General features: G+C 45.7%; 19 protein-coding genes. 9 read left to right on the forward strand and 10 right to left on the reverse strand.

The features are described 5' to 3' along the window. Positions 1-389 precede the first annotated feature (389 nt). Positions 390-1,643 carry a uracil-xanthine permease family protein gene (locus tag DBX26_RS10665; RefSeq protein WP_014232730.1) on the forward strand — a complete coding sequence of 418 codons (1,254 nt, stop codon included), beginning with the start codon at positions 390-392 and terminating at the stop codon, positions 1,641-1,643. Positions 1,644-1,737: 94 nt separating this feature from the next. On the opposite strand, the gene upp is transcribed toward DBX26_RS10665, so the two are convergent. Next, positions 1,738-2,364, reverse strand: a complete 627-nt coding sequence (upp, locus tag DBX26_RS10670; RefSeq protein ID WP_014232731.1) for a uracil phosphoribosyltransferase — start codon at positions 2,362-2,364, stop codon at positions 1,738-1,740. A 180-nt stretch (positions 2,365-2,544) separates the two neighbouring features. Between upp and purM the strand changes: the two genes are divergently transcribed. Further along, entirely contained in the window at positions 2,545-3,585 is a 1,041-nt protein-coding gene (gene purM / locus DBX26_RS10675; RefSeq protein ID WP_014232732.1) for a phosphoribosylformylglycinamidine cyclo-ligase, read from the forward strand. A gap of 175 nt (positions 3,586-3,760) precedes the next feature. Beyond that, entirely contained in the window at positions 3,761-4,408 is a 648-nt protein-coding gene (gene purN, locus DBX26_RS10680; RefSeq protein ID WP_118119090.1) for a phosphoribosylglycinamide formyltransferase, read from the forward strand. A gap of 78 nt (positions 4,409-4,486) precedes the next feature. On the opposite strand, the gene DBX26_RS10685 is transcribed toward purN, so the two are convergent. Together DBX26_RS10685 and lpcA are read right to left on the reverse strand one after the other, a co-directional pair. Next, positions 4,487-5,332: a class II glutamine amidotransferase gene (locus tag DBX26_RS10685; RefSeq protein WP_014232734.1), complete on the reverse strand. Its 846-nt coding sequence runs from the start codon at positions 5,330-5,332 to the stop codon at positions 4,487-4,489. A 56-nt stretch (positions 5,333-5,388) separates the two neighbouring features. Continuing rightward, complete coding sequence (gene lpcA / locus DBX26_RS10690; protein WP_014232735.1) at positions 5,389-5,964, reverse strand: D-sedoheptulose 7-phosphate isomerase; 576 nt, start codon at positions 5,962-5,964, stop codon at positions 5,389-5,391. A 356-nt stretch (positions 5,965-6,320) separates the two neighbouring features. Here lpcA and fadE point away from each other — a divergent pair, with 356 nt between their 5' ends. Both fadE and DBX26_RS10700 read left to right on the forward strand, forming a co-directional pair. Next, a complete protein-coding gene (gene fadE / locus DBX26_RS10695; RefSeq protein WP_118119092.1) occupies positions 6,321-8,765 on the forward strand; it encodes an acyl-CoA dehydrogenase FadE in 2,445 nt (814 codons plus the stop codon). Positions 8,766-8,950: 185 nt separating this feature from the next. Then, a complete protein-coding gene (locus DBX26_RS10700) occupies positions 8,951-10,714 on the forward strand; it encodes a SulP family inorganic anion transporter (protein WP_020335126.1) in 1,764 nt (587 codons plus the stop codon). Between the two features lie 91 nt (positions 10,715-10,805). Here the strand turns inward: DBX26_RS10700 and DBX26_RS10705 are convergent, their stop codons facing one another. Next, positions 10,806-12,056, reverse strand: a complete 1,251-nt coding sequence (locus DBX26_RS10705; RefSeq protein WP_118119094.1) for a TIGR03503 family protein — start codon at positions 12,054-12,056, stop codon at positions 10,806-10,808. A gap of 8 nt (positions 12,057-12,064) precedes the next feature. After that, complete coding sequence (dnaQ, locus tag DBX26_RS10710) at positions 12,065-12,787, reverse strand: DNA polymerase III subunit epsilon (protein ID WP_014232739.1); 723 nt, start codon at positions 12,785-12,787, stop codon at positions 12,065-12,067. A 59-nt stretch (positions 12,788-12,846) separates the two neighbouring features. Between dnaQ and rnhA the strand changes: the two genes are divergently transcribed. Beyond that, positions 12,847-13,311 carry a ribonuclease HI gene (gene rnhA, locus DBX26_RS10715; protein ID WP_020335128.1) on the forward strand — a complete coding sequence of 155 codons (465 nt, stop codon included), beginning with the start codon at positions 12,847-12,849 and terminating at the stop codon, positions 13,309-13,311. Here the strand turns inward: rnhA and DBX26_RS10720 are convergent. After that, on the reverse strand, positions 13,308-14,063 hold the full coding sequence (locus DBX26_RS10720) for a class I SAM-dependent methyltransferase (RefSeq protein ID WP_065300063.1): 756 nt from the start codon (positions 14,061-14,063) through the stop codon (positions 13,308-13,310). The two genes, rnhA and DBX26_RS10720, sit on opposite strands and share 4 nt — an antisense overlap. Positions 14,064-14,100: 37 nt before the next feature. On the opposite strand from DBX26_RS10720, the gene gloB reads away from it, so the two are divergent. From gloB to DBX26_RS10735, 3 genes are all read left to right on the forward strand, one after another. Next, positions 14,101-14,859, forward strand: coding sequence for a hydroxyacylglutathione hydrolase (gene gloB / locus DBX26_RS10725; protein ID WP_014232742.1), 759 nt, complete (start codon positions 14,101-14,103; stop codon positions 14,857-14,859). A 252-nt stretch (positions 14,860-15,111) separates the two neighbouring features. Continuing rightward, entirely contained in the window at positions 15,112-16,692 is a 1,581-nt protein-coding gene (locus DBX26_RS10730; protein ID WP_118119096.1) for a LysM peptidoglycan-binding domain-containing protein, read from the forward strand. After that, entirely contained in the window at positions 16,689-17,375 is a 687-nt protein-coding gene (locus tag DBX26_RS10735) for a YIP1 family protein (protein WP_118119098.1), read from the forward strand. The genes DBX26_RS10730 and DBX26_RS10735 overlap by 4 nt, the downstream gene beginning before the upstream one ends. On the opposite strand, the gene DBX26_RS10740 is transcribed toward DBX26_RS10735, so the two are convergent. From DBX26_RS10740 to tilS, 4 genes are all read right to left on the reverse strand, one after another. Beyond that, a complete protein-coding gene (locus DBX26_RS10740; protein ID WP_118119100.1) occupies positions 17,372-18,217 on the reverse strand; it encodes an endonuclease/exonuclease/phosphatase family protein in 846 nt (281 codons plus the stop codon). The genes DBX26_RS10735 and DBX26_RS10740 overlap by 4 nt on opposite strands. Before the next feature lie 106 nt (positions 18,218-18,323). Beyond that, a complete protein-coding gene (gene glnB / locus DBX26_RS10745; RefSeq protein ID WP_014232746.1) occupies positions 18,324-18,662 on the reverse strand; it encodes a nitrogen regulatory protein P-II in 339 nt (112 codons plus the stop codon). Positions 18,663-18,837: 175 nt separating this feature from the next. Further along, the gene (locus tag DBX26_RS10750; protein WP_014232747.1) at positions 18,838-19,149 is read right to left on the reverse strand and encodes a cytochrome c; all 312 of its coding nucleotides are present in this window, start codon (positions 19,147-19,149) and stop codon (positions 18,838-18,840) included. Positions 19,150-19,208: 59 nt separating this feature from the next. Beyond that, the gene (gene tilS, locus DBX26_RS10755) at positions 19,209-20,525 is read right to left on the reverse strand and encodes a tRNA lysidine(34) synthetase TilS (protein ID WP_118119102.1); all 1,317 of its coding nucleotides are present in this window, start codon (positions 20,523-20,525) and stop codon (positions 19,209-19,211) included. Between the last annotated feature and the right edge of the window lie 27 nt (positions 20,526-20,552).

Here is a 20,552-nt window from a genome sequence, read left to right on the forward strand (position 1 = left end):
GCCACAAGAAAATAGCCTAAAATTTGAGCAACTTACGTCAATTGCGGCGCAGTATTCAGTGTCAATTAATGAGTCATCCTTATTATTATCAATCTATATGCGTATACAAAAACTGAGTTCCCCGAGCGGAATAGATAGAAGAAAACCCCATCACCAACATTAAGCCAGACCTTGTGAGTAGCAGACGATTACATCTTTTTCTTTGCAATTCATCTAACAAAATATGAACTTTAGCTCGTAAAACAGGCACTTTTGTAAGAAAACCGCTCTAAAAGCATATTTTAACCACTTAAAATCATCGAAAAGTTTGATCTGATCATTGTCGCAAACGTTTGCCGAATGGTACTATTCGCCGGATTTGTCTGCGTATCTTTAAATAGGAAATGATTATGAAAAATGCGTTACAAGGCGCTCAGATGCTCTTTGTCGCTTTTGGTGCTTTGGTACTCGTGCCACTTCTAACTGGCCTCGATCCAAACGTAGCACTCTTCGGCGCTGGTGTTGGTACCCTACTCTTCCAATTAATCACTAAACGTTCTGTCCCAATTTTCCTTGCTTCTTCTTTTGCGTTTATTGCTCCTATTATGTTCGGTATCCAAACTTGGGGTATCGGTGCAACTATGGGCGGCTTAATGGCAGCAGGTATGGTTTATATTGCCCTCGGTGCAGCGATTAAAGTTCGTGGCGTAGGCTTTATTCATAAGATTCTGCCACCTGTGGTTGTTGGTCCAGTGATCATGGTTATCGGCCTGGGCTTGGCTCCAACAGCCGTTAACATGGCGATTGGTAAAACTGGTGACGGCGCAGCTCAACTAGTCAATGGTGATGCAGCGATCATGATCTCTGCCGTTTCACTATTAACAACTATTGCACTGAGCGTGTTTGCGAAAGGCTTCTTAAAGCTAGTACCAATTGTTGGTGGTATCTTGGCAGGCTACTCCGTGTCTCTTGCCTATGGCGTTGTTGATTTTACCCCTGTCGCTCAAGCAGCTTGGCTTTCATTGCCAAACTTCACCACACCAGAATTCAATATCAACGCGATTCTGTTCATGATTCCGGTTGCGATTGCTCCTGCTGTAGAACACGTAGGTGATATGCTGGCTATTTCTAACGTGACAGGCAAAGATTACCTTAAAAAGCCAGGTCTACACCGTACTATCGCCGGTGACGGGGTAGCGACGATGGCAGCGGCAATGGTTGGCGCGCCACCAAATACGACTTACAGCGAAGTAACTGGCGCGGTAATGCTGACGAAAGCATTCAATCCGAAGATCATGACATGGGCAGCAGTGACCGCTATTGTACTGGCTTTGGTTGGCAAGCTAGGCGCTATCCTTCAGACCATTCCTGTTCCTGTAATGGGTGGCATCATGATTCTACTGTTTGGTTCTATCGCTACAGTAGGCCTGAACACGCTGATCAAAAACCACGTTGATCTACACAAGTCTCGTAACCTGGTTATCGTTGCTGTTACGCTAGTATTTGGTATTGGTGGCATGGCTTTCGGCATTGGTGAATTCAGCCTACAAGGCGTTAGCTTGTGCGGTATCGTGGCAATCATTCTGAACCTGGTTCTTCCACACGACCTAGGCGAAAACCACGTTGTAGATAACGCTCAGATCGAAGAAGACAAAGCGAACTAATTCGTAGGTTCAATTCGACACATACAAAAAAGGCTTGGTAATAACCAAGCCTTTGTTTTTTTGTTCAGAACTGAATCTGCGTTATGTTAGACGCTTATTTAGTACCGAAAATCTTATCACCCGCATCACCTAGACCAGGAACGATGTAACCTTTGTCGTTTAGTTTCTCGTCGATTGCCGCTGTGTATAGCTCAACATCTGGGTGTGCTTTTTCTAGCGCTTCGATACCTTCCGGTGCCGCTACCAAAACAAGAACTTTAATTTGGTTACAACCTTTCTCTTTCAGAAGATCGATCGTCGCGATCATAGAACCGCCAGTTGCCAACATTGGGTCAACAACCAGTGCGATACGCTCATCAATGTTAGAAGCAAGCTTGTTAAAGTATGGAACTGGCTCAAGCGTTTCTTCATCACGGTAGATACCTACCACACTGATACGTGCACTTGGCATATGCTCAAGAACACCATCCATCATACCTAGACCAGCACGTAGGATTGGCACAACCGTTACTTTCTTACCTTTAATCTGGTCAACTTCTACCGGACCGTTCCAACCTTCGATAGTAACTTTCTCTGTCTCAAAGTCTGCTGTCGCTTCGTAAGTAAGTAGGCTACCGACTTCGGTCGCTAACTCACGAAAACGTTTTGTGCTGATGTCACCTTCTCTCATTAGACCAATTTTATGTTTTACTAGAGGGTGTTTTACTTCAACAACTTTCATGTCCATCTCCGGCTATAATAGGCAATATTTAAACAAACCTTCAGATTATACACGATTTCTGCTAGGAAATCAGGATATATCACTGAAGAAAAAAACCTGCGCAAACGTTTGCTATCTGTATTTAAGCACTGGTAGAATAGCGCCGTTTTCATATCCAACTTAAATACCGAGGACTTCCCTGTGAGTGGTAATAACTCTTCTCTTAGCTATAAAGACGCTGGTGTTGATATTGATGCAGGCAACGCGCTTGTAGATCGTATTAAAGGTGCGGTAAAACGTACTCGTCGCCCTGAAGTGATGGGTGGTATCGGTGGTTTTGGCGCTTTATGCGAATTGCCGACGAAATACAAACAACCTGTATTGGTTTCTGGTACTGACGGTGTAGGTACAAAACTTCGCCTCGCACTGGATATGAACAAGCACGACACTATCGGTATCGACTTAGTTGCGATGTGTGTAAACGATCTTATCGTGCAAGGCGCAGAGCCATTGTTCTTCCTAGATTACTACGCGACAGGCAAGCTGGATGTCGATACAGCGGCTGACGTTGTATCTGGTATCGCAGACGGCTGTGTGCAAGCAGGTTGTGCCCTAATCGGTGGCGAAACTGCTGAAATGCCAGGCATGTACGAAGGTGAAGACTACGACGTTGCTGGTTTCTGTGTAGGTGTGGTAGAAAAAGAAGAAGTCATCGACGGTACGAAAGTAGCGGCAGGTGATGCTCTTATCGCAGTAGGTTCAAGCGGCCCTCACTCAAACGGTTACTCTTTGGTTCGCAAGATCCTTGAAGTATCTGGCGCAGACAAAAACGAAATGCTAGAAGGTCGCACTATCGGTGAGCATCTTCTAGAACCAACTAAGATTTACATCAAATCAGCACTTAAAATGATTGAGAAGCACGACATTCATGCAATTTCTCACATCACAGGTGGTGGTTTCTGGGAAAATATCCCACGCGTTCTACCAGAAGGCACTAAAGCAGTGATCGACGGTAACAGCTGGGAATGGCCAGTGATTTTCCAATGGCTACAAGAGAAAGGTAACGTTGAAACACACGAAATGTACCGTACATTTAACTGTGGTGTTGGTCTAATCGTTGCTCTTCCTAAAGATCAAGCAGAAGCAGCGGTTGCACTTCTGCAAGAAGAAGGCGAAAACGCATGGGTGATTGGTGAAATCGCTCAAGCGGAAGCAAATGAAGAACAAGTTGAAATCAAATAACTTGCGATTCTTGCTCAAAAAGTAAAAAGAATGAGGACGCTATGTCCTCATTTTGCTATCTGGAACTCGAAAACCATTTCAATAGTAGGTGATATCAATTCCGTAATGAGATAATCATTCTTGCTAGCATTGATATAATTTAAAAAACCTACAGTAGTAAGGCAGTCTCAACATCATGAAAAATATAGTGGTCCTAATTTCTGGTAGTGGCAGTAACCTACAAGCGATATTGGAAGCGTGTGAAGCAAATATGCCTAACGCGAAAGTCGCTGCCGTTTTCTCAAATAAAGCGGACGCTTACGGATTGGAGCGCGCGAAACAATTTAATGTTGAAGGCCATTTTGTCGACCCAAAAGCATTTGAGTCTCGTGAAGCATTTGATTCAGAATTGATGAAGCAAATCGACCAGTATCAACCAGATGTCATCGTATTGGCTGGTTACATGCGCATTCTCAGCAGCGAATTTGTGCAACACTACATGGGTAAGATGATCAATATTCACCCTTCACTGCTGCCAAAATACCCTGGGCTGCACACTCACCAACGTGCGATTGACGCGAAAGATAAAGAGCACGGCACCAGTGTTCACTTCGTGACGGAAGAGCTCGACGGTGGTCCGGTTGTTCTGCAGGCAAAAGTACCTGTATTTGAAGATGATGATGCAGCTACCCTTGCAGCTCGAGTTCAAACTCAAGAGCACACTATCTATCCAATCGTCACCAAATGGCTGGTTGAAGACAGATTAAAAATGCAAGACGGCAAAGCGTGGTTAGATGGCAAAGAGCTTGGTGCTCACGGCTATGCAGCCGCTGAAGAAGAGTAACGCTCTTAGACAAACTCAACCAAATCAAAAAAGGCAGTCGTAATGACTGCCTTTTTATTCATAGCTGGAAAGCATTGATTATTCTAACGGTTCCGTCGGAGCCTGGCTGGCTACTTTCTTTGGCGCGAATGCGACGTCTTTCAGCGCTGCTGCATTACCATCAACCAACTCACCTAAATGAAACAGACCATATTCGCCTGGCTTCATTCGCTGCCATGCTTCATTACCGGTCAGTGGCTGAGTCGCGATAACAGAAACAACGTCATTTGGTGTTGTTTCTTCCTGGAAGTTGATTTCAACATCTTCATCCAGTAATGCCGCTTTACCAAAAGGAGCTCGTCGCGTAATCCAATACAGGTGATTGGTGCAATACGTCATGACAAACTCACCGTCACTCAGCAGCATGTTAAATACGCCCTTCTCTTTCAGTTGATCACAGCACTTCGCAACATAGACAAAAACCGACGCCATATCCTCTGGAGGCTCTGGGTATCGATCTTCCATCTGCTTTAACAGCCAACAAAACGCCAGTTCACTGTCAGTTTGACCTACCGGACGGTGCCGACCTGTATGTAAGTCCTGATAATCTGACAACTGACCATTGTGAGCAAATGTCCAATACTTACCCCACAACTCACGCGTAAATGGATGCGTATTTTCCAGGTTGACTCCGCCACGATTAGCCTGTCGAATATGACTGACTACAGCGCGGCTTTTGATTGGGTAGTTCTGAACCAGTTCCGCAATTTTTGAATCGCAGCTTGGCTTCGGATCTTTAAACGTCCGAAATCCTTTACCTTCATAGAAAGTGATTCCCCACCCATCACGGTGCGGGCCAGTTCGGCCTCCACGCTGCATCAGCCCAGTAAAACTGAAACAAATATCCGTTGGAACGTTGGCGCTCATGCCGAGCAATTCACACATGGTTTAAAGAACTCCTTACCTAAAATACCAACCTTAAACAGGAACTGCCGTCCTAATTATTCCATCTCTTTTTCAATTAACTGAATGACGATGTGAATAATTTTAATATGTACTTCCTGAATGCGATCAGCGTAACCAAAATGAGGCACACGGATTTCAACGTCTGCCAAACCTGCCATTTTACCACCGTCTTTACCTGTCAGTGCAATGGTCTTCATGCCTTTTGCTTTCGCGGCTTCAATGGCTTTAAGAATATTGCCTGAGTTACCAGATGTCGATAAACCAAACAGTACATCGCCTTTACGACCGACTGCTTCAACATAGCGAGAAAAGACAAAGTCGTAACCAAAATCGTTACTTACACAAGAAAGGTGGCTTGGGTCAGAAATCGCAATACCAGCATAACCCGGACGGTTATCACGGTAACGACCTGTCAACTCTTCAGCGAAATGCATTGCATCACAGTGTGAACCACCATTACCACATGACAGCACCTTGCCTTCTTGTTTAAAAGAATCAGCAATCAATTTCGCAGCGGCTTCAATTTGAGCAATGTTATGGTCATCGCTTAAAAATTTGTTGAGCACTTCAGCAGCTTCGTTTAACTCACTTTTAATCAGATCTTGGTACATAAGACGTTCTCTTTATTATTTCGGCCCTTGGTATGCAATCACATTACCTTGGCAAATGGTTCTGTTGCCAATCTGACACCAGACATTTCGTTACAGAGAGTTTACCCACAAACGAGAATTAGTGTCGATAGCGAACCAACAGATTTGGATTGGTAGAAGTAATAAACTTAGTAACTTGCTCAAGAAAACAGCACCAAAATCGCACTTTTAGAATTTTTACTCTACTTAGATCACTTTTTACCCAAAACCAAGTTTTACATTTTGTTAATATTCTGATTACAATTACAAGAACTGGTTAGACCTCTTATCAGAATACAGACGCACAACACTTATAACGTCTGAAAAGGAAAACATATATGGACATCTTGCTTTCAATCGTTGCGATGACAATCGTCTTAGGCATTACGCTCTATCACCGAATGTCACTCGTAAAATCCGTCAGCCTTCTAACTGCTGCCATGTTAGTGCTGACCATCGCTGGTTCCGCAGGCTTTATTGGCTGGGCTATTTACATCCTTGCCATCGCCGTATTTGCTGTATCAGGTATTCGTCAATCTCTTATCAGTCGTAAGGCTTTAGCTGTTTTCAAAAAAGTCCTTCCGGCGATGTCTCAAACCGAGAAAGAAGCCTTAGATGCAGGTACGGTCTGGTGGGAAGCAGAATTATTTAAGGGTAAACCTGAATGGAAAAATCTGCATGCGATTCAGACTCCTAAGCTGAGTGCGGAAGAGCAAGCTTTCCTTGATGGTCCTGTTAATGAAGTCTGTGCCATGGTCAACGACTTTCAGGTAACGCATGAGCTTGCAGATTTGCCACCAGAAGTCTGGCAATACCTAAAAGACCACAAATTCTTTGCCATGATCATCAAGAAAAAATACGGCGGTCTGGAATTTTCTGCTTACGCACAGTCGTTAGTACTACAAAAATTGACCGGTGTTTCCGGCGTGCTTTCTTCTACCGTTGGCGTACCTAACTCTTTGGGTCCGGGCGAGCTACTGCAACATTACGGTACAGAAGTGCAAAAAGATTACTACTTACCTCGACTGGCAGAAGGTAAAGAGATCCCATGCTTTGCTTTAACCAGCCCAGAAGCAGGTTCCGATGCGGGCTCTATCCCAGACTATGGTGTGGTGTGTAAAGGTCAATGGGAAGGCAAAGAAGTACTCGGCATGCGCCTGACCTGGAATAAGCGTTACATCACGCTTGCTCCTGTGGCAACTGTGCTAGGTCTTGCATTTAAACTGCGCGATCCACAAGGTCTGCTAGGTGATAAAGAAGACTTGGGTATCACATGTGCACTCATTCCAACCAATGTTAAAGGCGTTGAAATCGGAAATCGTCACTTCCCTCTTAACGTCCCTTTCCAGAATGGCCCAACACGCGGCAAAGATATCTTCGTTCCTATCGATTTCATTATCGGTGGTGAGAAGATGGCAGGCCAAGGATGGCGAATGCTAGTTGAGTGTCTGTCGGTTGGTCGTGGTATCACACTTCCTTCAAACTCAACGGGTGGCATTAAAACAGCTGCACTGGCAACCGGCGCTTACTCGCGTATTCGTCGTCAGTTCAAACAGCCTATCGGCCACATGGAAGGCATCGAAGAGCCTTTGGCACGTATTGGTGGTAACGCCTACGTAATGGATGCTGCGAGCAACTTAACAGTTGCGGGTATCGACCTTGGCGAGAAACCGTCTGTTATTTCTGCCATCGTGAAGTACCACTGTACCCACCGTGGTCAACAGAGCATCATTGATGCCATGGACATTGTCGGTGGTAAAGGCATCTGTATTGGCCCGTCAAACTTCCTCGCTCGTGGCTACCAAGGCTCACCAATTGCCGTGACTGTAGAAGGCGCAAATATTCTGACTCGTTCAATGATCATCTTCGGTCAGGGTGCCATTCGTTGTCACCCATACGTTCTCGAAGAGATGAACGCGGCCTACTCTGATGCAAGTGATGCCGTCGAAAAGTTTGATAAGGCACTGGCAGGTCACGTGAGCTTCACCATGAGTAACCTTGTACGCAGCATTTGGTTTGGTTTGAGCGATGGTTTGGGTTCATCCGCGCCAACCAAAGACGCGACCAAACGTTACTACCAACAACTTAACCGTTACAGCGCTAACTTAGCACTTCTGTCTGATATTTCGATGGCAGTGCTTGGCGGCTCATTGAAACGTAAAGAGCGTCTATCAGCTCGTCTTGGTGACATCCTTAGCCAACTTTACTTAAGTTCAGCAGCGCTAAAACGCTTTGAACAAGATGGCCGTCCGGTTGAAGATTTGCCTTTGGTTCACTGGGCTCTGCAAGACAGCTTGAAGCAAGCAGAAACCGCCGTTGATGAGTTTTTGGCTAACTTTCCGAACAAAGCCATTGCTCGCACGCTGCGCGTATTAATCATGCCGTTTGGTCGTGTACGCAAAGCGCCAAGCGACAAACTCGACAGCAAAGTCGCACGTATTTTGCAAACACCTAGCGCAACGCGTTCGCGCATTGGTCGTGGTCAGTATCTGGCACCAACAGAACATAACCCGGCAGGTAAGATTGAATTAGCATTGTCTGTGATTCTTCAAGCCGAGCCAGTATTCGACAAAGTGTGTAAAGCACAAGGCAAACGTCGCCCGTTCTTACGTCTGGATATGATTGCGGAAGAAGGGCTAGCGCAAGGCATTATTAGTCAGGAAGAAGCGGAACTTCTCAGAGAAGCAGAGCAGCACCGTTTGGATACCATCAATGTCGATGACTTTGAGCCAGAGCAATTGGCGGCAAAGCCGAATTATCCTCACATGGACAGCGTCGCCTAAGACAATAACGCCAAAGTAATAAGCAAACCGAGAGCTAAATGGCTCTCGGTTTTTTGTTTTTTCTGGCCCTAGATTGATAGCGATATGCGGCTTGTGCGCTGATGAGTGATAAATAGCTCACGGACGCAATAACAGAACGATGTATACTTTACTGTAAATAAACCATTTTTTTAGGGGGTGCATCTGTGGCCAAAAAATTATTCTCGCAGTGGTTCCCTGGCCTCGTTCAGCTTAAGCATTATCAACGTGAATGGTTCACTAATGACTTTCGAGCCGCTTTTTCTGTCGTTGCCGTCGCCTTACCTGTCGCCATCGCTTATGCACAACTAACGGGTGTTTCTGCTGTTGTCGGCCTCTATTCATGTGTGTTGCCGATGTTGGTTTATGCCTTGATGGGGACTTCTCGACAACTCATTGTTGGCCCTGATGCCGCTACCTGTGCGGTGATTGCTGCTGTTGTCACTCCGCTTGCAGCTGGCGACCCAACCAAACACTGGCAGTTAGTGATGACCATGACAGCCATGACGGGCATTTGGTGTGTCGTGGCGAGCCGATTTAAATTAGGGATTTTTGCGGATTTTCTCTCCCGCCCTATTCTGCTTGGATTACTTAACGGTGTTGCACTGACCATCATTGTCAGCCAATTCGCTAAAGTTGTCGGCTGGAGATACGAACAGCGCTACCTATTGGAACGTTTATGGGAAGCGCCTCAACGCTTAACCGAAGTTCACTGGCCTACCGTCTCGTTAAGTATTGCCACTGTCGTCGTTTATCTGGTCACCAAACGTTTTCGCCCCGCTTGGCCAGCAGCGATGCTCGCGATATTGGTTACAACTGGCTCGGTTTGGCTACTCCATTTACAAGACATGGGTGTGTCGGTGGTGGGCATTACTCAGGGTGGGTTCCCTCAATTTCAAGCACCAAAGTTTGAACTCGGTGAAGTTCGTGAACTGGTGGTCCCTGCATTGAACCTTGCTATTGTCAGCTTTGTAAGCATGATGCTCACCGCACGTAGCTTCGCAGCGAAAAATGGCTATGATATTGATGCAAATAAAGAATTCAGAGCATTAGGATTTGCCAATATCGCTTCGGCATTTTCGCAAGGTTTTGCTATCAGTGGTGCAGACTCTCGGACGGCAGTCAACGATGCCAATGGCGGCAAATCACAGTTGGTCTCTATTATTGCTGCACTGACTATCGCGGTCATCGCGATCTTTATTTATGAGCCTTTACAGTTTATCCCTATCGCTTCACTTGGCGTAGTATTGATCATCGCTTCATTATCGTTACTCGACCTCAAAGCGATATGGACATTACGCCAGCGCGACAAAGATGCCTTCAACCTAGCAGGCATCACCTTCGTATCCGTATTGGTTATTGGGGTGATTCCGGGGATTACACTAGCGGTGCTTTTGGGGCTATTTCAATTTTTGCGGATTGTCATGCGCCCGAGCGATCAAATCCTTGGTTTGGATGAGAAAGGCACAATACGAACTGTCGATGGCACAGGTAAAGCCACTCCGATACCAGGGATGGTGATTTACCGGTTTAACTCGCCACTGACGTATTTTAACGCCCCTTATTTTAAACGCCGGGTATTGGAACAAGCAGAACATACAAAAGACGTCAGTTGCGTGGTGGTAGACGCCGTATCCAGCTTTACTCACCTTGATTTAAGCGTGATGGCAACCCTGTCAGATCTTCATGAAATGCTGAAAAAACGCGGCATACGATTGATTCTTGCTGGTCGAAAACGCCGCTTACGCCAATGGTGTGATCTAACGGGCATCAGCACCAGCGATGGCGGGATCTTACTGCGTGCCGATATGTATCTCGCCATTAAACTCAGCGGATGCTACATCAGTGCTGTTGGCGAAGGGCAAGTTCCAGCTGTGCAAAAAGAACCCGATTTGGAACAAACTCCGAAGCCGATTCCCGAAGTGGCTTAGTACTGGCGTGATTAATTCAACCCAATTAGCTTGATATCGTCAATGCTGACCATGACCAAACCAAAAGCGGAACCAATCGGTTCCGCTTATTCTAATTCTTTGGCATTTGCAGCTGCATTTCAGGAATGGCTTCTCTTTTAGCTTTTAGCTTGCGCCATATCAGCCAAACTAGGATACCGATAATTAACATCACGACGTTACCTACCGCGATCATTAGTAGACTGCGCTTACGTTCTGCTTCTCGTTCAGCAAGGATGCGCTTTTCTGTCTCGATTCGGTGCTGCTCGGCAAGTTCGGCTTCTTTGGCTTTACGCGCGGCCTCCAAATCAACGTCATCAACGACACTGAATGTCTGCTCCTGAATTGGGAAAATCAGAGGACGTTGAGTGGCAAAATCCGTCGCAAAGATAACGCCTTGCCAAGAGTATTTACCTAGCTCAGGGTCATTATCCAAATTCAATGTCGCTTTCAGACCGTCTTGAGAAACTTGACCTTGGCCATAACTCTTAAAACCATCGGGCGCACTTTTTTCCACACTTACCAGGAGTGAACCAGGCGCAATCATGCCTTGCTCGCCACTGACCACCAGCTGATGAGGTTGGTTTTGTTCACGAGATTGAATAAAGGTACGCGAAATAGGATTAGGATATACGAGTACTACCTGCTCTTCAGCACGCAAGAAGACTCCATTCCCAGAGACAATACGTGCACGATATTTTCCCGGTTGAACTTCAATTGGCAGCTGAACGGTGAATACACCGTCACCAGCTTGCTCATCCAAATCTCGGCCGTCATCCTGGAAATCACCAATCACTAATGGAACTGGTCGCTCCTCGTTAATCAGCTCATCTTCGTTTTCAACAAACTTGGTAAAGGTGACCTGTAAATTAACTCGGTCGAGAAAATCTCTTAACACCAGAGGCTTGTCGTCTGAAGTCAGTCGTGAGGTAAATTTGAGTGCTTCACCGTGATAGAGATGATTCGGAAAAGCGTCAGTGCTTAACTTCAAATGAGAAATTAAACGAATGTTGTTCTTAGGCGTGACTTTACCCACCGCTTGCCATGGACCCGGCATCGGCTGATCGATCGAGACAATATCCAGTGCAGGCTCCTGATACCAACGAATATTATCGTAGGAGCCCCAAGCATAGTATTTTTTACCGTCAGGACGAACTAAGACAACGGGTTGAGAACTTTGCTCACGATGGACCAGAAATGTGATTTGCTCGATACTAGGATCGACACGAAAGCGATTATCTAACAGAGACATCGTAGATTCACTCGCAGCACTCGCAAGACAACTCCAGATTGCCATGATAGCAACCGACAAAGCCCTGAGCATAGTTTCTCCTATTGAAGCCAAATACTGTCGTTCACCAGCTCTAACCTTTTCTGGTGCGCATCTATTTCATCGGCACTTGCTCGCAAAACCTTTAGCGCTTTTCTTCCCTCGACCCGACGAACGCTTTCTACGCCTCCTTCTTGCTTGTTGGCGTTAAACTCAAGGCTTGTTTGTCCACCAGTCATCAAGAGGTAAACGTCAGCCAGAATCTCCGCATCGAGCAAAGCCCCGTGGAGTGTACGGTGCGAGTTATCAATGCCGTAACGTTCACATAAGATATCGAGGTTATTTCGCTTGCCCGGGAAGATCTTCTTCGCCATGGCAAGGGTATCGGTTACCTTACAGAAATCATCTGTTTTACCGATATTCGGATCGAGCATTTCAAACTCGTAGTCCATAAAGCCGGTATCGAAGGGCGCATTATGGGCAACCAGCTCGGCACCTTTGATGAAGTCGATAAACTCTTGGTGCACACTGGCGTACTCAGGCTTATCAACTAAGAATTCATCGGTAATACCGTGAACCCCAACCGCTTCTGCCTGAATTTCACGATCAGGCTTTAGATAAACGTGAAAGTGACGCCCGGTCAACTTGCGGTTAATGATCTCCACGGCTCCGATCTCAATAATACGGTGCCCCATGTAGTGAGGACCGCCTTCTTGGTTCATACCCGTGGTTTCGGTATCGAGAACCACAATGCGATTATATTCAGAATTGCTGCTGGTATTCATAAGCTTATATGTGTCAGACTATGCTTTAATAAATGTTTCGGCTAATAGTACCAAAAAATATGACCAAACACGTTGAGATTTTCACTGACGGATCTTGTTTAGGTAACCCTGGACCGGGTGGTTACGGCGTCGTTCTGCGCTACAAAGACGTGGAAAAAACACTATCTAAAGGCTACACCCTAACGACCAACAACCGTATGGAAATGCTCGCTGCAGTTGTTGCGCTGCAAACGCTAAAAGAACCTTGCAAAGTCTCATTAACAACCGACAGCCAATATGTCCGTCAAGGCATTACTCAGTGGATTCATAACTGGAAAAAACGTGGTTGGAAAACAGCGGATAAAAAGCCAGTGAAGAACGCAGATTTATGGCAGGCGCTCGATAAAGAAACCGCCCGCCATGAAGTTGAATGGCATTGGGTAAAAGGTCATGCGGGCCACAGAGAAAACGAAATCTGTGATGAATTAGCCCGAACAGCAGCGGAAAACCCGACTGAAGAAGACACTGGCTATCAAGCTTCCTAACGCTTATCGCTCGACATCTTTTTCACTCCAGCACCCTCTCGATTCATAACCCCAAGTGGTGTGAGCTTTTTCTTTAAACGCCAGTGCGGCTTGATTGGCTTGAGAGGGTATGTTCGTTTACGGGCAACGATATAATACAGACTGCCCGCTGGCGATGCCCATTCCCCTAAACTGTTTTCAAACCAAGTACACATTGTGCGGTAGCGTGTCATAGGGAAAAGTGCATAGCGATCACGATGAATCACCTGATAGTTAAGCAGCCCCAGCCAGTCCTGAACACGATTCGATGAGAACATTCGGCCACTCCAAGGCAAATTGTTTTTACGCCACGGGAAAAGACTCGCCAAGCCAGTAAAGCTAAATGGATTAAAACCAGTAATGATCAGGTAGCCATCATCCATCATCACTCTGTCCACTTCTCTTAATAGACGGTGAGGATCACGTGCGTAGTCTAGCTGATGAGCCAGAATTGCCACATCAAAGCTTTTTTCCAAAAAGGGTAATTCGTAACCATCCGCAACGACATTATGCAACGGATTCTGGATATCTACGTTGACTTGGTGTTGAATGTTACAATTACTGCTGGTTAGCTCACAGCTCAACCCGCCCAGTTTGAGCATGTGGTAACCGAAAAGTTTCGGACACCACTCATCAAACCGAGTTTGGATTGACTCAAGCACCCAAGGTCCATTATTCAGATCGGACCAAGTCGACGGGTGTGGTATAGTTTTGTTGCTGAGTGCTGGTTTCATTAACCACCTAACTATAATGGGTGACGGAGAACGAATCGTGTTAGAGATCAAAAGCATACCCGCATTTAATGATAATTACATCTGGCTAATACAAAATAGCGATAAACGTTGTGCCGTTGTTGATCCGGGTGATGCAAAGCCTGTATTGGAATACTTACAAGCTAACGAGTTAACTTTAGAAGCGATTATGATTACGCACCACCACAATGATCACATTGGTGGTGTTCCAGATTTAGTCCGTGCATTTCCTGATGTTACCGTTGTTGGCCCTAAAGCAGAGCCTATCCCAACGCTAACCGCGCCAATGGAAGAAGGTGACAAACTAGAGCTGTTCGGCGAAATCTTTATGGTGATGGGTTTACCAGGTCACACGCTAGGTCATATAGGCTATGTTGGTGATGGCAAATTGTTTTGCGGTGATGTGCTATTTTCTGCAGGGTGCGGTCGTATTTTTGAAGGCACAGCAGAACAAATGTTTGATTCACTGAGCAAAATCGCTGCGCTTCCTGATGAAACCCAAGTCTATTGCGCGCATGAGTACACTGCCAGCAACGTCGCGTTCGCGCTTGCTGTCGAGCCAGACAATGAGAAGCTTCGCCAGTACCGCGATGATGTAAATCGACTACGTGCACTGAACATCCCTACCCTTCCAACCACGTTACGTCAAGAGAAATGGATCAATCCATTTTTGCGCACTAATAACCCAGAAGTCATTAAGTCTGTGACGAATCGCATAAAAAATGACGATCCATGCTCTGTTTTTACGGCATTAAGAGTGTGGAAGAACGAATTTTAACCAATTTTTACTTGTAAGTTTACAAGACCCCAGTATTATCATGGATTGATTTTTCAGAGAGGCGCTTTCGGCGCTTCTCTGCGTTTTGGGTAGAATATAAATCTAATTTTATGTCGACCCATTGCATATTCAGAGGTTTTAACCTCATTTATTAGTGTTTAAAGAAATATGTCTATTATCTTGCGATTGCCACGTAGCGCTTGCTACGCGACAGGCTGGAGAAGATAAAAAGGCCCTAAATAGGCTGAATCCATGCGTTTGAAGTACAGTTTGGCTTTGGCGTTATTGCTTTCTGGTTGTCAGATGACCTCTCCAGATTCAACAACGTCAACACCAGAGACCAACAAATCAGAGCTAGCGGCTAAACAAAAAGCAGCTAAGGAACAAGCAAAAAGTAAGCAATCTTTGACAGATGCTGTCAAAGAGACGCCAAAGGTGCTTTCTCCTCAGGAACAAGAAGATGTATGGCAACGTATTGCTATGCAGCTTGAAATGGACATCCCACACAATAAAAAGGTGGATTACTACCGTACCTGGTATCTAAAACACCCAAATCATCTTAAAACAGTGTCACAACGTGCAGAACCATTTCTGTACATGATCGCTGAACAGATTGAAAAACGAGATTTACCAATGGAACTGGCTTTGTTGCCAGTGGTTGAAAGCTCGTTCGATGCCTTTGCCTACTCACATGGTAGTGCAGCAGGCCTTTGGCAATTTGTTCCGGGTACCGGAAAAATGATGGGCCTTGAACAAAATTACTGGTATGACGGACGTCGCGATGTAGCGGCCTCGACAGAAGCAGCATTAGACTACTTAGTTCAACTGAACAAGCAATTTGATGGAAGCTGGGAACACGCTATCGCAGCCTACAACAGCGGTGGTGGTCGAGTATCCAGAGCTATTCGCAAAAACAAGAGCCTTGGTAAGCCGATTGACTTTTTCTCTTTGGATTTACCTAAAGAGACCAGCAGCTACTTGCCTAAACTCTTAGCGCTTGCTGATGTGGTCGCAAATCAGGATAAGTATGGTCTTAATATTCCTGCTATCCCTAACAAGCCGGTATTAGCACTCGTAGATCCTAAAGAGCAACTCGATCTCGCGATTGCAGCTGATTACGCAGGCATCGGTGTCAAAGAGCTGCAAAGCTACAACCCAGCTTACAACCAGTGGTCTACGTCACCAAACGGTCCACAAAAACTGCTGATCCCGATCGAAAAGAAGGATGCGTTCCTTGCTCAGGTAGCAGAGAACCGTGGCAAAGGCGTTAAAGTTGCTCGCTACAAGGTAAAATCGGGGGACTCGCTGGGCGTATTAGCACGTAAGTATGGCACAACGACGAAAGTAATTCGCCGAGCTAATGGCTTGTCGAATGATAATATCCGTATTGGCCAACACCTGCTGATCCCAACATCGACGAAAGATGACTCGAAATACGCGTTATCGGCGAGCAACCGTTTGAGCAAAACGCAATCTACAGCGCGCGGCCAGCTTAAACTGACGCACGTAGTACAGTCTGGTGAAAGCTTGTGGTCAATTGCTCGTGACAATAACGTGTCGTACAAATCTCTTGCTAAATGGAATGGCATGGGACCAAAAGACACATTAAGAAAAGGCCAAAAGATCGTCATTTGGAAGAAAGCGGCCGATGACTCAGTCATTCGTACGGTATTCTACAATGTTCGTTCTGGCGACACGATCAGTGGTATCGCAAGCAAATTTAAAGTGAAGAGTACTGACATTGTGAAATGGAATTCTCTCCAACAGAAAAAATACCTACAACCAGGTCAAAAACTTAAGCTGTACGTTGACGTCACTAAGGTAAGTGTATGAAACCATCAAGCAATCCGCTTGTGATGTTGTTGGATGTATTTCGTTCACCTACTTCATGCTTTTTGGCGTTATACCAACGTGGTGGTTGGGGTTGGCAACTCTTTATTATTTTGATGATCAGCCCGTTTCTGTTCTGGGGAGCGTACTTCTCTAACGTAGACTTTACTTGGTTGAGTGAGCAGCTCACCCCACAGCTGCAACAAATCAATCCTCAACAGATCGACTTGTTGGAGCCAAACACGCTAATGGCGAGCGCGATCATCAATGATGTGGTTAACCGATTTGCTACCCTGCTTCTGCTCGCATTTTGGTTCTTCCTTGCGACGAAAGCCAGCAAACAGCAATACGGTTATTGGAAGTGGTTCGCTGCCGCTTGTGCAATATTATTCCCAGCGGTACTTGGTGATGTTGCAAGCTACGCGAGCTTAATACTCAACCATGGCGAAGTGATGACTTACGCTGCAGATCTCAACAGCCTCAACGGCTTGTTGAAACTGCCGCTAACCAATGAGTGGTCTCACTTCGCAAGTTCACTGCCACTGCTGTTACCTTGGTACATCGTTTTAGGTTACGGTGTTGTTCTAACATGGACAGAATTTGAGCGCGGACAAGCTTTGGTTATCGCTAGCCTGCCTTGGGTGATGTTTTACGTCATTTGGGCGCTTTATATCGTCGTGAGTTAGTCGTCCAAAGTGAACGAGACCAGTAATGGATTATGATCGGAAGCGTCGCTCTGCGGCGCTTTCGCGTTTTTGAGCACAAGCCCTCGATAAAACACATGATCGAGACGCTGACCAGTAATAAACTGGGTTCGATGATCCGGTGAAAACGACACTTCTTGTAAGTTTGCCTTCTGTAACGCCTGCTTCATGGCTTCGAGACGATATTCATTCCAACTGTTAAAATCACCAGCAAACAGAATTGGTCCGGAGTGTTGCGTTAGTAATGCCTCCAAAGCCGCTATTTGAGAGTGGTATTCTTCCGTTCCAACAGTGAAATTAATCGCGTGTATATTTACGACCGCAAGCGTACTACCATTACTCAAACGATACTGACTGTAGAGTGCGGATTTTGGTAAACGAAGCCAAGGTTCTGTGGAAGTATACGCACAGGCTTTCTGAGGCAACCTTTGCGCAATATTAATCACACCAGCACCACTGCCCAAAGCTTTAAACGCACTTACTTGATTGCTCATCCAGTTTCCGTCCACCAGCCACTGTTTGAACGGCTCAGTCATGCTGGCTTCTTGAAGTAATAACAATTGCTTGTCCGTTGAAAGCGCATTAAGTGCACTTTGCCAATTGTCTTTGCTTTGCTTGTAAATATTCCAAATCAATACGTTGAGTTCCCCCTGTTCATCTAACACTTGCGAATCATTGAACTCGATGCATTGAATATCTTCAGTAATTTCATCACCGGTTTGGGTGATGATTTGTGGATGGTCAGGAACCGTGAAAATGACTTGAAAGCCAAGTACAACTGCCATGAAAAAAAAGACTACTGCAAGGACGAAACGCTTAAGCATAAAGGCGTACCTGAATGTGTTTAACCTGACTGACGGTTACAGAATAAAAAAGGAGCCGTATCAGGCTCCCTTTTAGCTTAATCAAAAATAAATTTAGAGTGAAATGTTAAATCGCGTCTTCGTCTTCTTCACCAGTACGAATGCGGATTACACGCTCAACATCAGTGACGAAAATTTTACCATCGCCAATTTTACCGGTTTGAGCGGTTTCGATGATGGTCTCAACGCATTTGTCTGCGACATCTTCAGTAACTACGATTTCAAGTTTCACTTTAGGTAGAAAGTCCACCATGTATTCTGCACCACGGTATAATTCCGTGTGACCCTTCTGACGACCAAAACCTTTGACTTCAGAAACGGTCATCCCTGTGATGCCAACTTCAGCTAACGCTTCTCGAACATCATCCAGTTTAAATGGCTTGATAATCGCTTCAATCTTCTTCATGTTCATCCCTTAAGCTTTAATCGTATGCGGATATTATCGTTTACCGTCTTACAACATTCAATCTTTGTCTCGTTTTGGTATCGTAAAATCTTGAGTTTGATGAAATTTATTAGAGCGAAAATTATAAAACCAGAACATTGCTCTGGTTTTGTTTTTAGTGAGAGCTAGGTAGCGACTATAAGCTAGAGTAGTATGCCGCTAAGTTGGCAATATCATCATCAGACAGCAGTGACGCTTGTGCCTGCATTACTGGAGCAAGCCCACCCGTGCGCTCTTTGTTTTTATAAGCTTTGATGGAGCTCATGATGTATTGAGCATTCTGCCCTTTCAGGTTTGGGTATCCGGGAATGGTTGCCATACCATCCGCGCCATGACAGGCAGCACACACTGCCGATTTTGCCTGCCCAGCCGCGACATCGCCCGCTGCGAATGCTTGCCCTGATAACATAGTTAACGCCATTACTGCGCCTATTACTGTTTTCTTCATTGCTTCACCTAATCGTTTTTATTTATAAGTACAATTTGTGTTCGATATTGTGTCACGAATTACAAAGGCTTACGCCAAATCAGCTCACAATCCTGACCACTAAATGCCTTATCAACAAACAAGTCGGCTACCGCAACCACCTGATCTTGATACATAAGAATCGGTATCTGGCGACGTAGCCAGCTCGGCACATGGTACTCTTGAAACAGTTTTTTCAATTTACGACTGTGATTACGCGTCACTGGATGCGCAGTTAACCCTTCAGGATTAAACGTGACGCTCAACAACTCCGGATGCGGCGGCAAAGCAATGGTCGCTTGTTCTGTAGTCGTACTTAACATGAGCTCGCCCAAACCTTCAGGAAGCATAAGCGCACAATCAACTTGAATGTGAACCTGCCAACCGGAAACCTCTGCTTTATCGCACACCCAGTAGAGCTTATTCTGGAATCGACGAACTTCGCCTTGTTTTAACTTAAGCTTTGGGTTGGCATCTTGTTGGGCCAACGCAACTTCTTCCCAAATCAGGCTAAGCTGTACTTGAGTTGGCATTTGAGCGTTCTGCTTAGCTAACCACATACGGATTAATCGAGCGCGGGCAAGTTCACTGTGAGAGGCTAATTCCGCAATATCCAGACTGAGATCTGCTTGCAACGCACGATAAAAAACGTCGTGAAGTAGTTCGTCTAATAACGTTTCTTGCTGAGCACAGAGAGACGCACTGCGTTGTACGGCCTGGTGAATACTCGGCCAGCGTTGAGACAATTCAGGCACCACGTGGTGACGCAGAAAGTTTCGGTCGTAGCGCGTATCCTGATTACTTTCATCTTCAACCCATTCCAGATTTAACGAGTGTGCAATTTGCTCAATCTGTTCACGTCGAGTCGTCAGTAATGGTCGAATTAAAGTGCCAGCAGAAAAAGGCGCGCTTTCTGCCATGCACGACAACCCTTTAGGGCCACTGCCACGTTTAAGTGCTAGGAGAAAGGTTTCAAGCTGGTCATCGGCGTGCTGCCCAGTGAGAAGAAGGTCGCCGCTCTCAATGTATTTTGCTAACGCTTGGTAACGCGCTTGGCGGGCAAGTAATTCAATACTTTCGCCACTGTTAATATCTAGGTGTACATACTCTGTTGAATGCGATACTCCCGCTTGCTTCGCCCACGCTTTACATTTTTTAGCCCAGTCATCCGCATTACTGCTTAATCCATGGTGAACGTATACCGTTTGGCATGGTATTGCGTGATCGCGCTGATAGCGACTCAGTAGCGCCAACAATAAACGTGAGTCCACACCTCCGCTAAACGCTAAGACAACTTTCGTCTGAGGCTGGTAATTGGCAGTCAGTAATTGTGTAAAGTGCTGATAAAGCGATTCCATAAGCAATCCGATCGATACAAAAAAGGG

The sequence above is a fragment of the Vibrio sp. dhg genome (assembly GCF_003443775.1).
Classification (GTDB): Bacteria; Pseudomonadota; Gammaproteobacteria; order Enterobacterales; family Vibrionaceae; genus Vibrio; species Vibrio natriegens.

What these genes read in the sequence shown, in the direction of transcription:
- lpcA (WP_014232735.1), bottom strand. Translation starts at nt 5,964, where the DNA reads ATGTACCAAGATCTGATTAAAAGTGAGTTAAACGAAGCTGCTGAAGTG.
- DBX26_RS10665 (WP_014232730.1), top strand. Translation starts at nt 390, where the DNA reads ATGAAAAATGCGTTACAAGGCGCTCAGATGCTCTTTGTCGCTTTTGGT.
- DBX26_RS10705 (WP_118119094.1), bottom strand. Translation starts at nt 12,056, where the DNA reads ATGCTCAGGGCTTTGTCGGTTGCTATCATGGCAATCTGGAGTTGTCTT.
- DBX26_RS10735 (WP_118119098.1), top strand. Translation starts at nt 16,689, where the DNA reads ATGAAACCATCAAGCAATCCGCTTGTGATGTTGTTGGATGTATTTCGT.
- DBX26_RS10730 (WP_118119096.1), top strand. Translation starts at nt 15,112, where the DNA reads ATGCGTTTGAAGTACAGTTTGGCTTTGGCGTTATTGCTTTCTGGTTGT.
- purN (WP_118119090.1), top strand. Translation starts at nt 3,761, where the DNA reads ATGAAAAATATAGTGGTCCTAATTTCTGGTAGTGGCAGTAACCTACAA.
- DBX26_RS10750 (WP_014232747.1), bottom strand. Translation starts at nt 19,149, where the DNA reads ATGAAGAAAACAGTAATAGGCGCAGTAATGGCGTTAACTATGTTATCA.
- DBX26_RS10740 (WP_118119100.1), bottom strand. Translation starts at nt 18,217, where the DNA reads ATGCTTAAGCGTTTCGTCCTTGCAGTAGTCTTTTTTTTCATGGCAGTT.
- fadE (WP_118119092.1), top strand. Translation starts at nt 6,321, where the DNA reads ATGGACATCTTGCTTTCAATCGTTGCGATGACAATCGTCTTAGGCATT.
- DBX26_RS10685 (WP_014232734.1), bottom strand. Translation starts at nt 5,332, where the DNA reads ATGTGTGAATTGCTCGGCATGAGCGCCAACGTTCCAACGGATATTTGT.
- DBX26_RS10720 (WP_065300063.1), bottom strand. Translation starts at nt 14,063, where the DNA reads ATGAAACCAGCACTCAGCAACAAAACTATACCACACCCGTCGACTTGG.
- upp (WP_014232731.1), bottom strand. Translation starts at nt 2,364, where the DNA reads ATGAAAGTTGTTGAAGTAAAACACCCTCTAGTAAAACATAAAATTGGT.
- dnaQ (WP_014232739.1), bottom strand. Translation starts at nt 12,787, where the DNA reads ATGAATACCAGCAGCAATTCTGAATATAATCGCATTGTGGTTCTCGAT.
- glnB (WP_014232746.1), bottom strand. Translation starts at nt 18,662, where the DNA reads ATGAAGAAGATTGAAGCGATTATCAAGCCATTTAAACTGGATGATGTT.
- rnhA (WP_020335128.1), top strand. Translation starts at nt 12,847, where the DNA reads ATGACCAAACACGTTGAGATTTTCACTGACGGATCTTGTTTAGGTAAC.
- tilS (WP_118119102.1), bottom strand. Translation starts at nt 20,525, where the DNA reads ATGGAATCGCTTTATCAGCACTTTACACAATTACTGACTGCCAATTAC.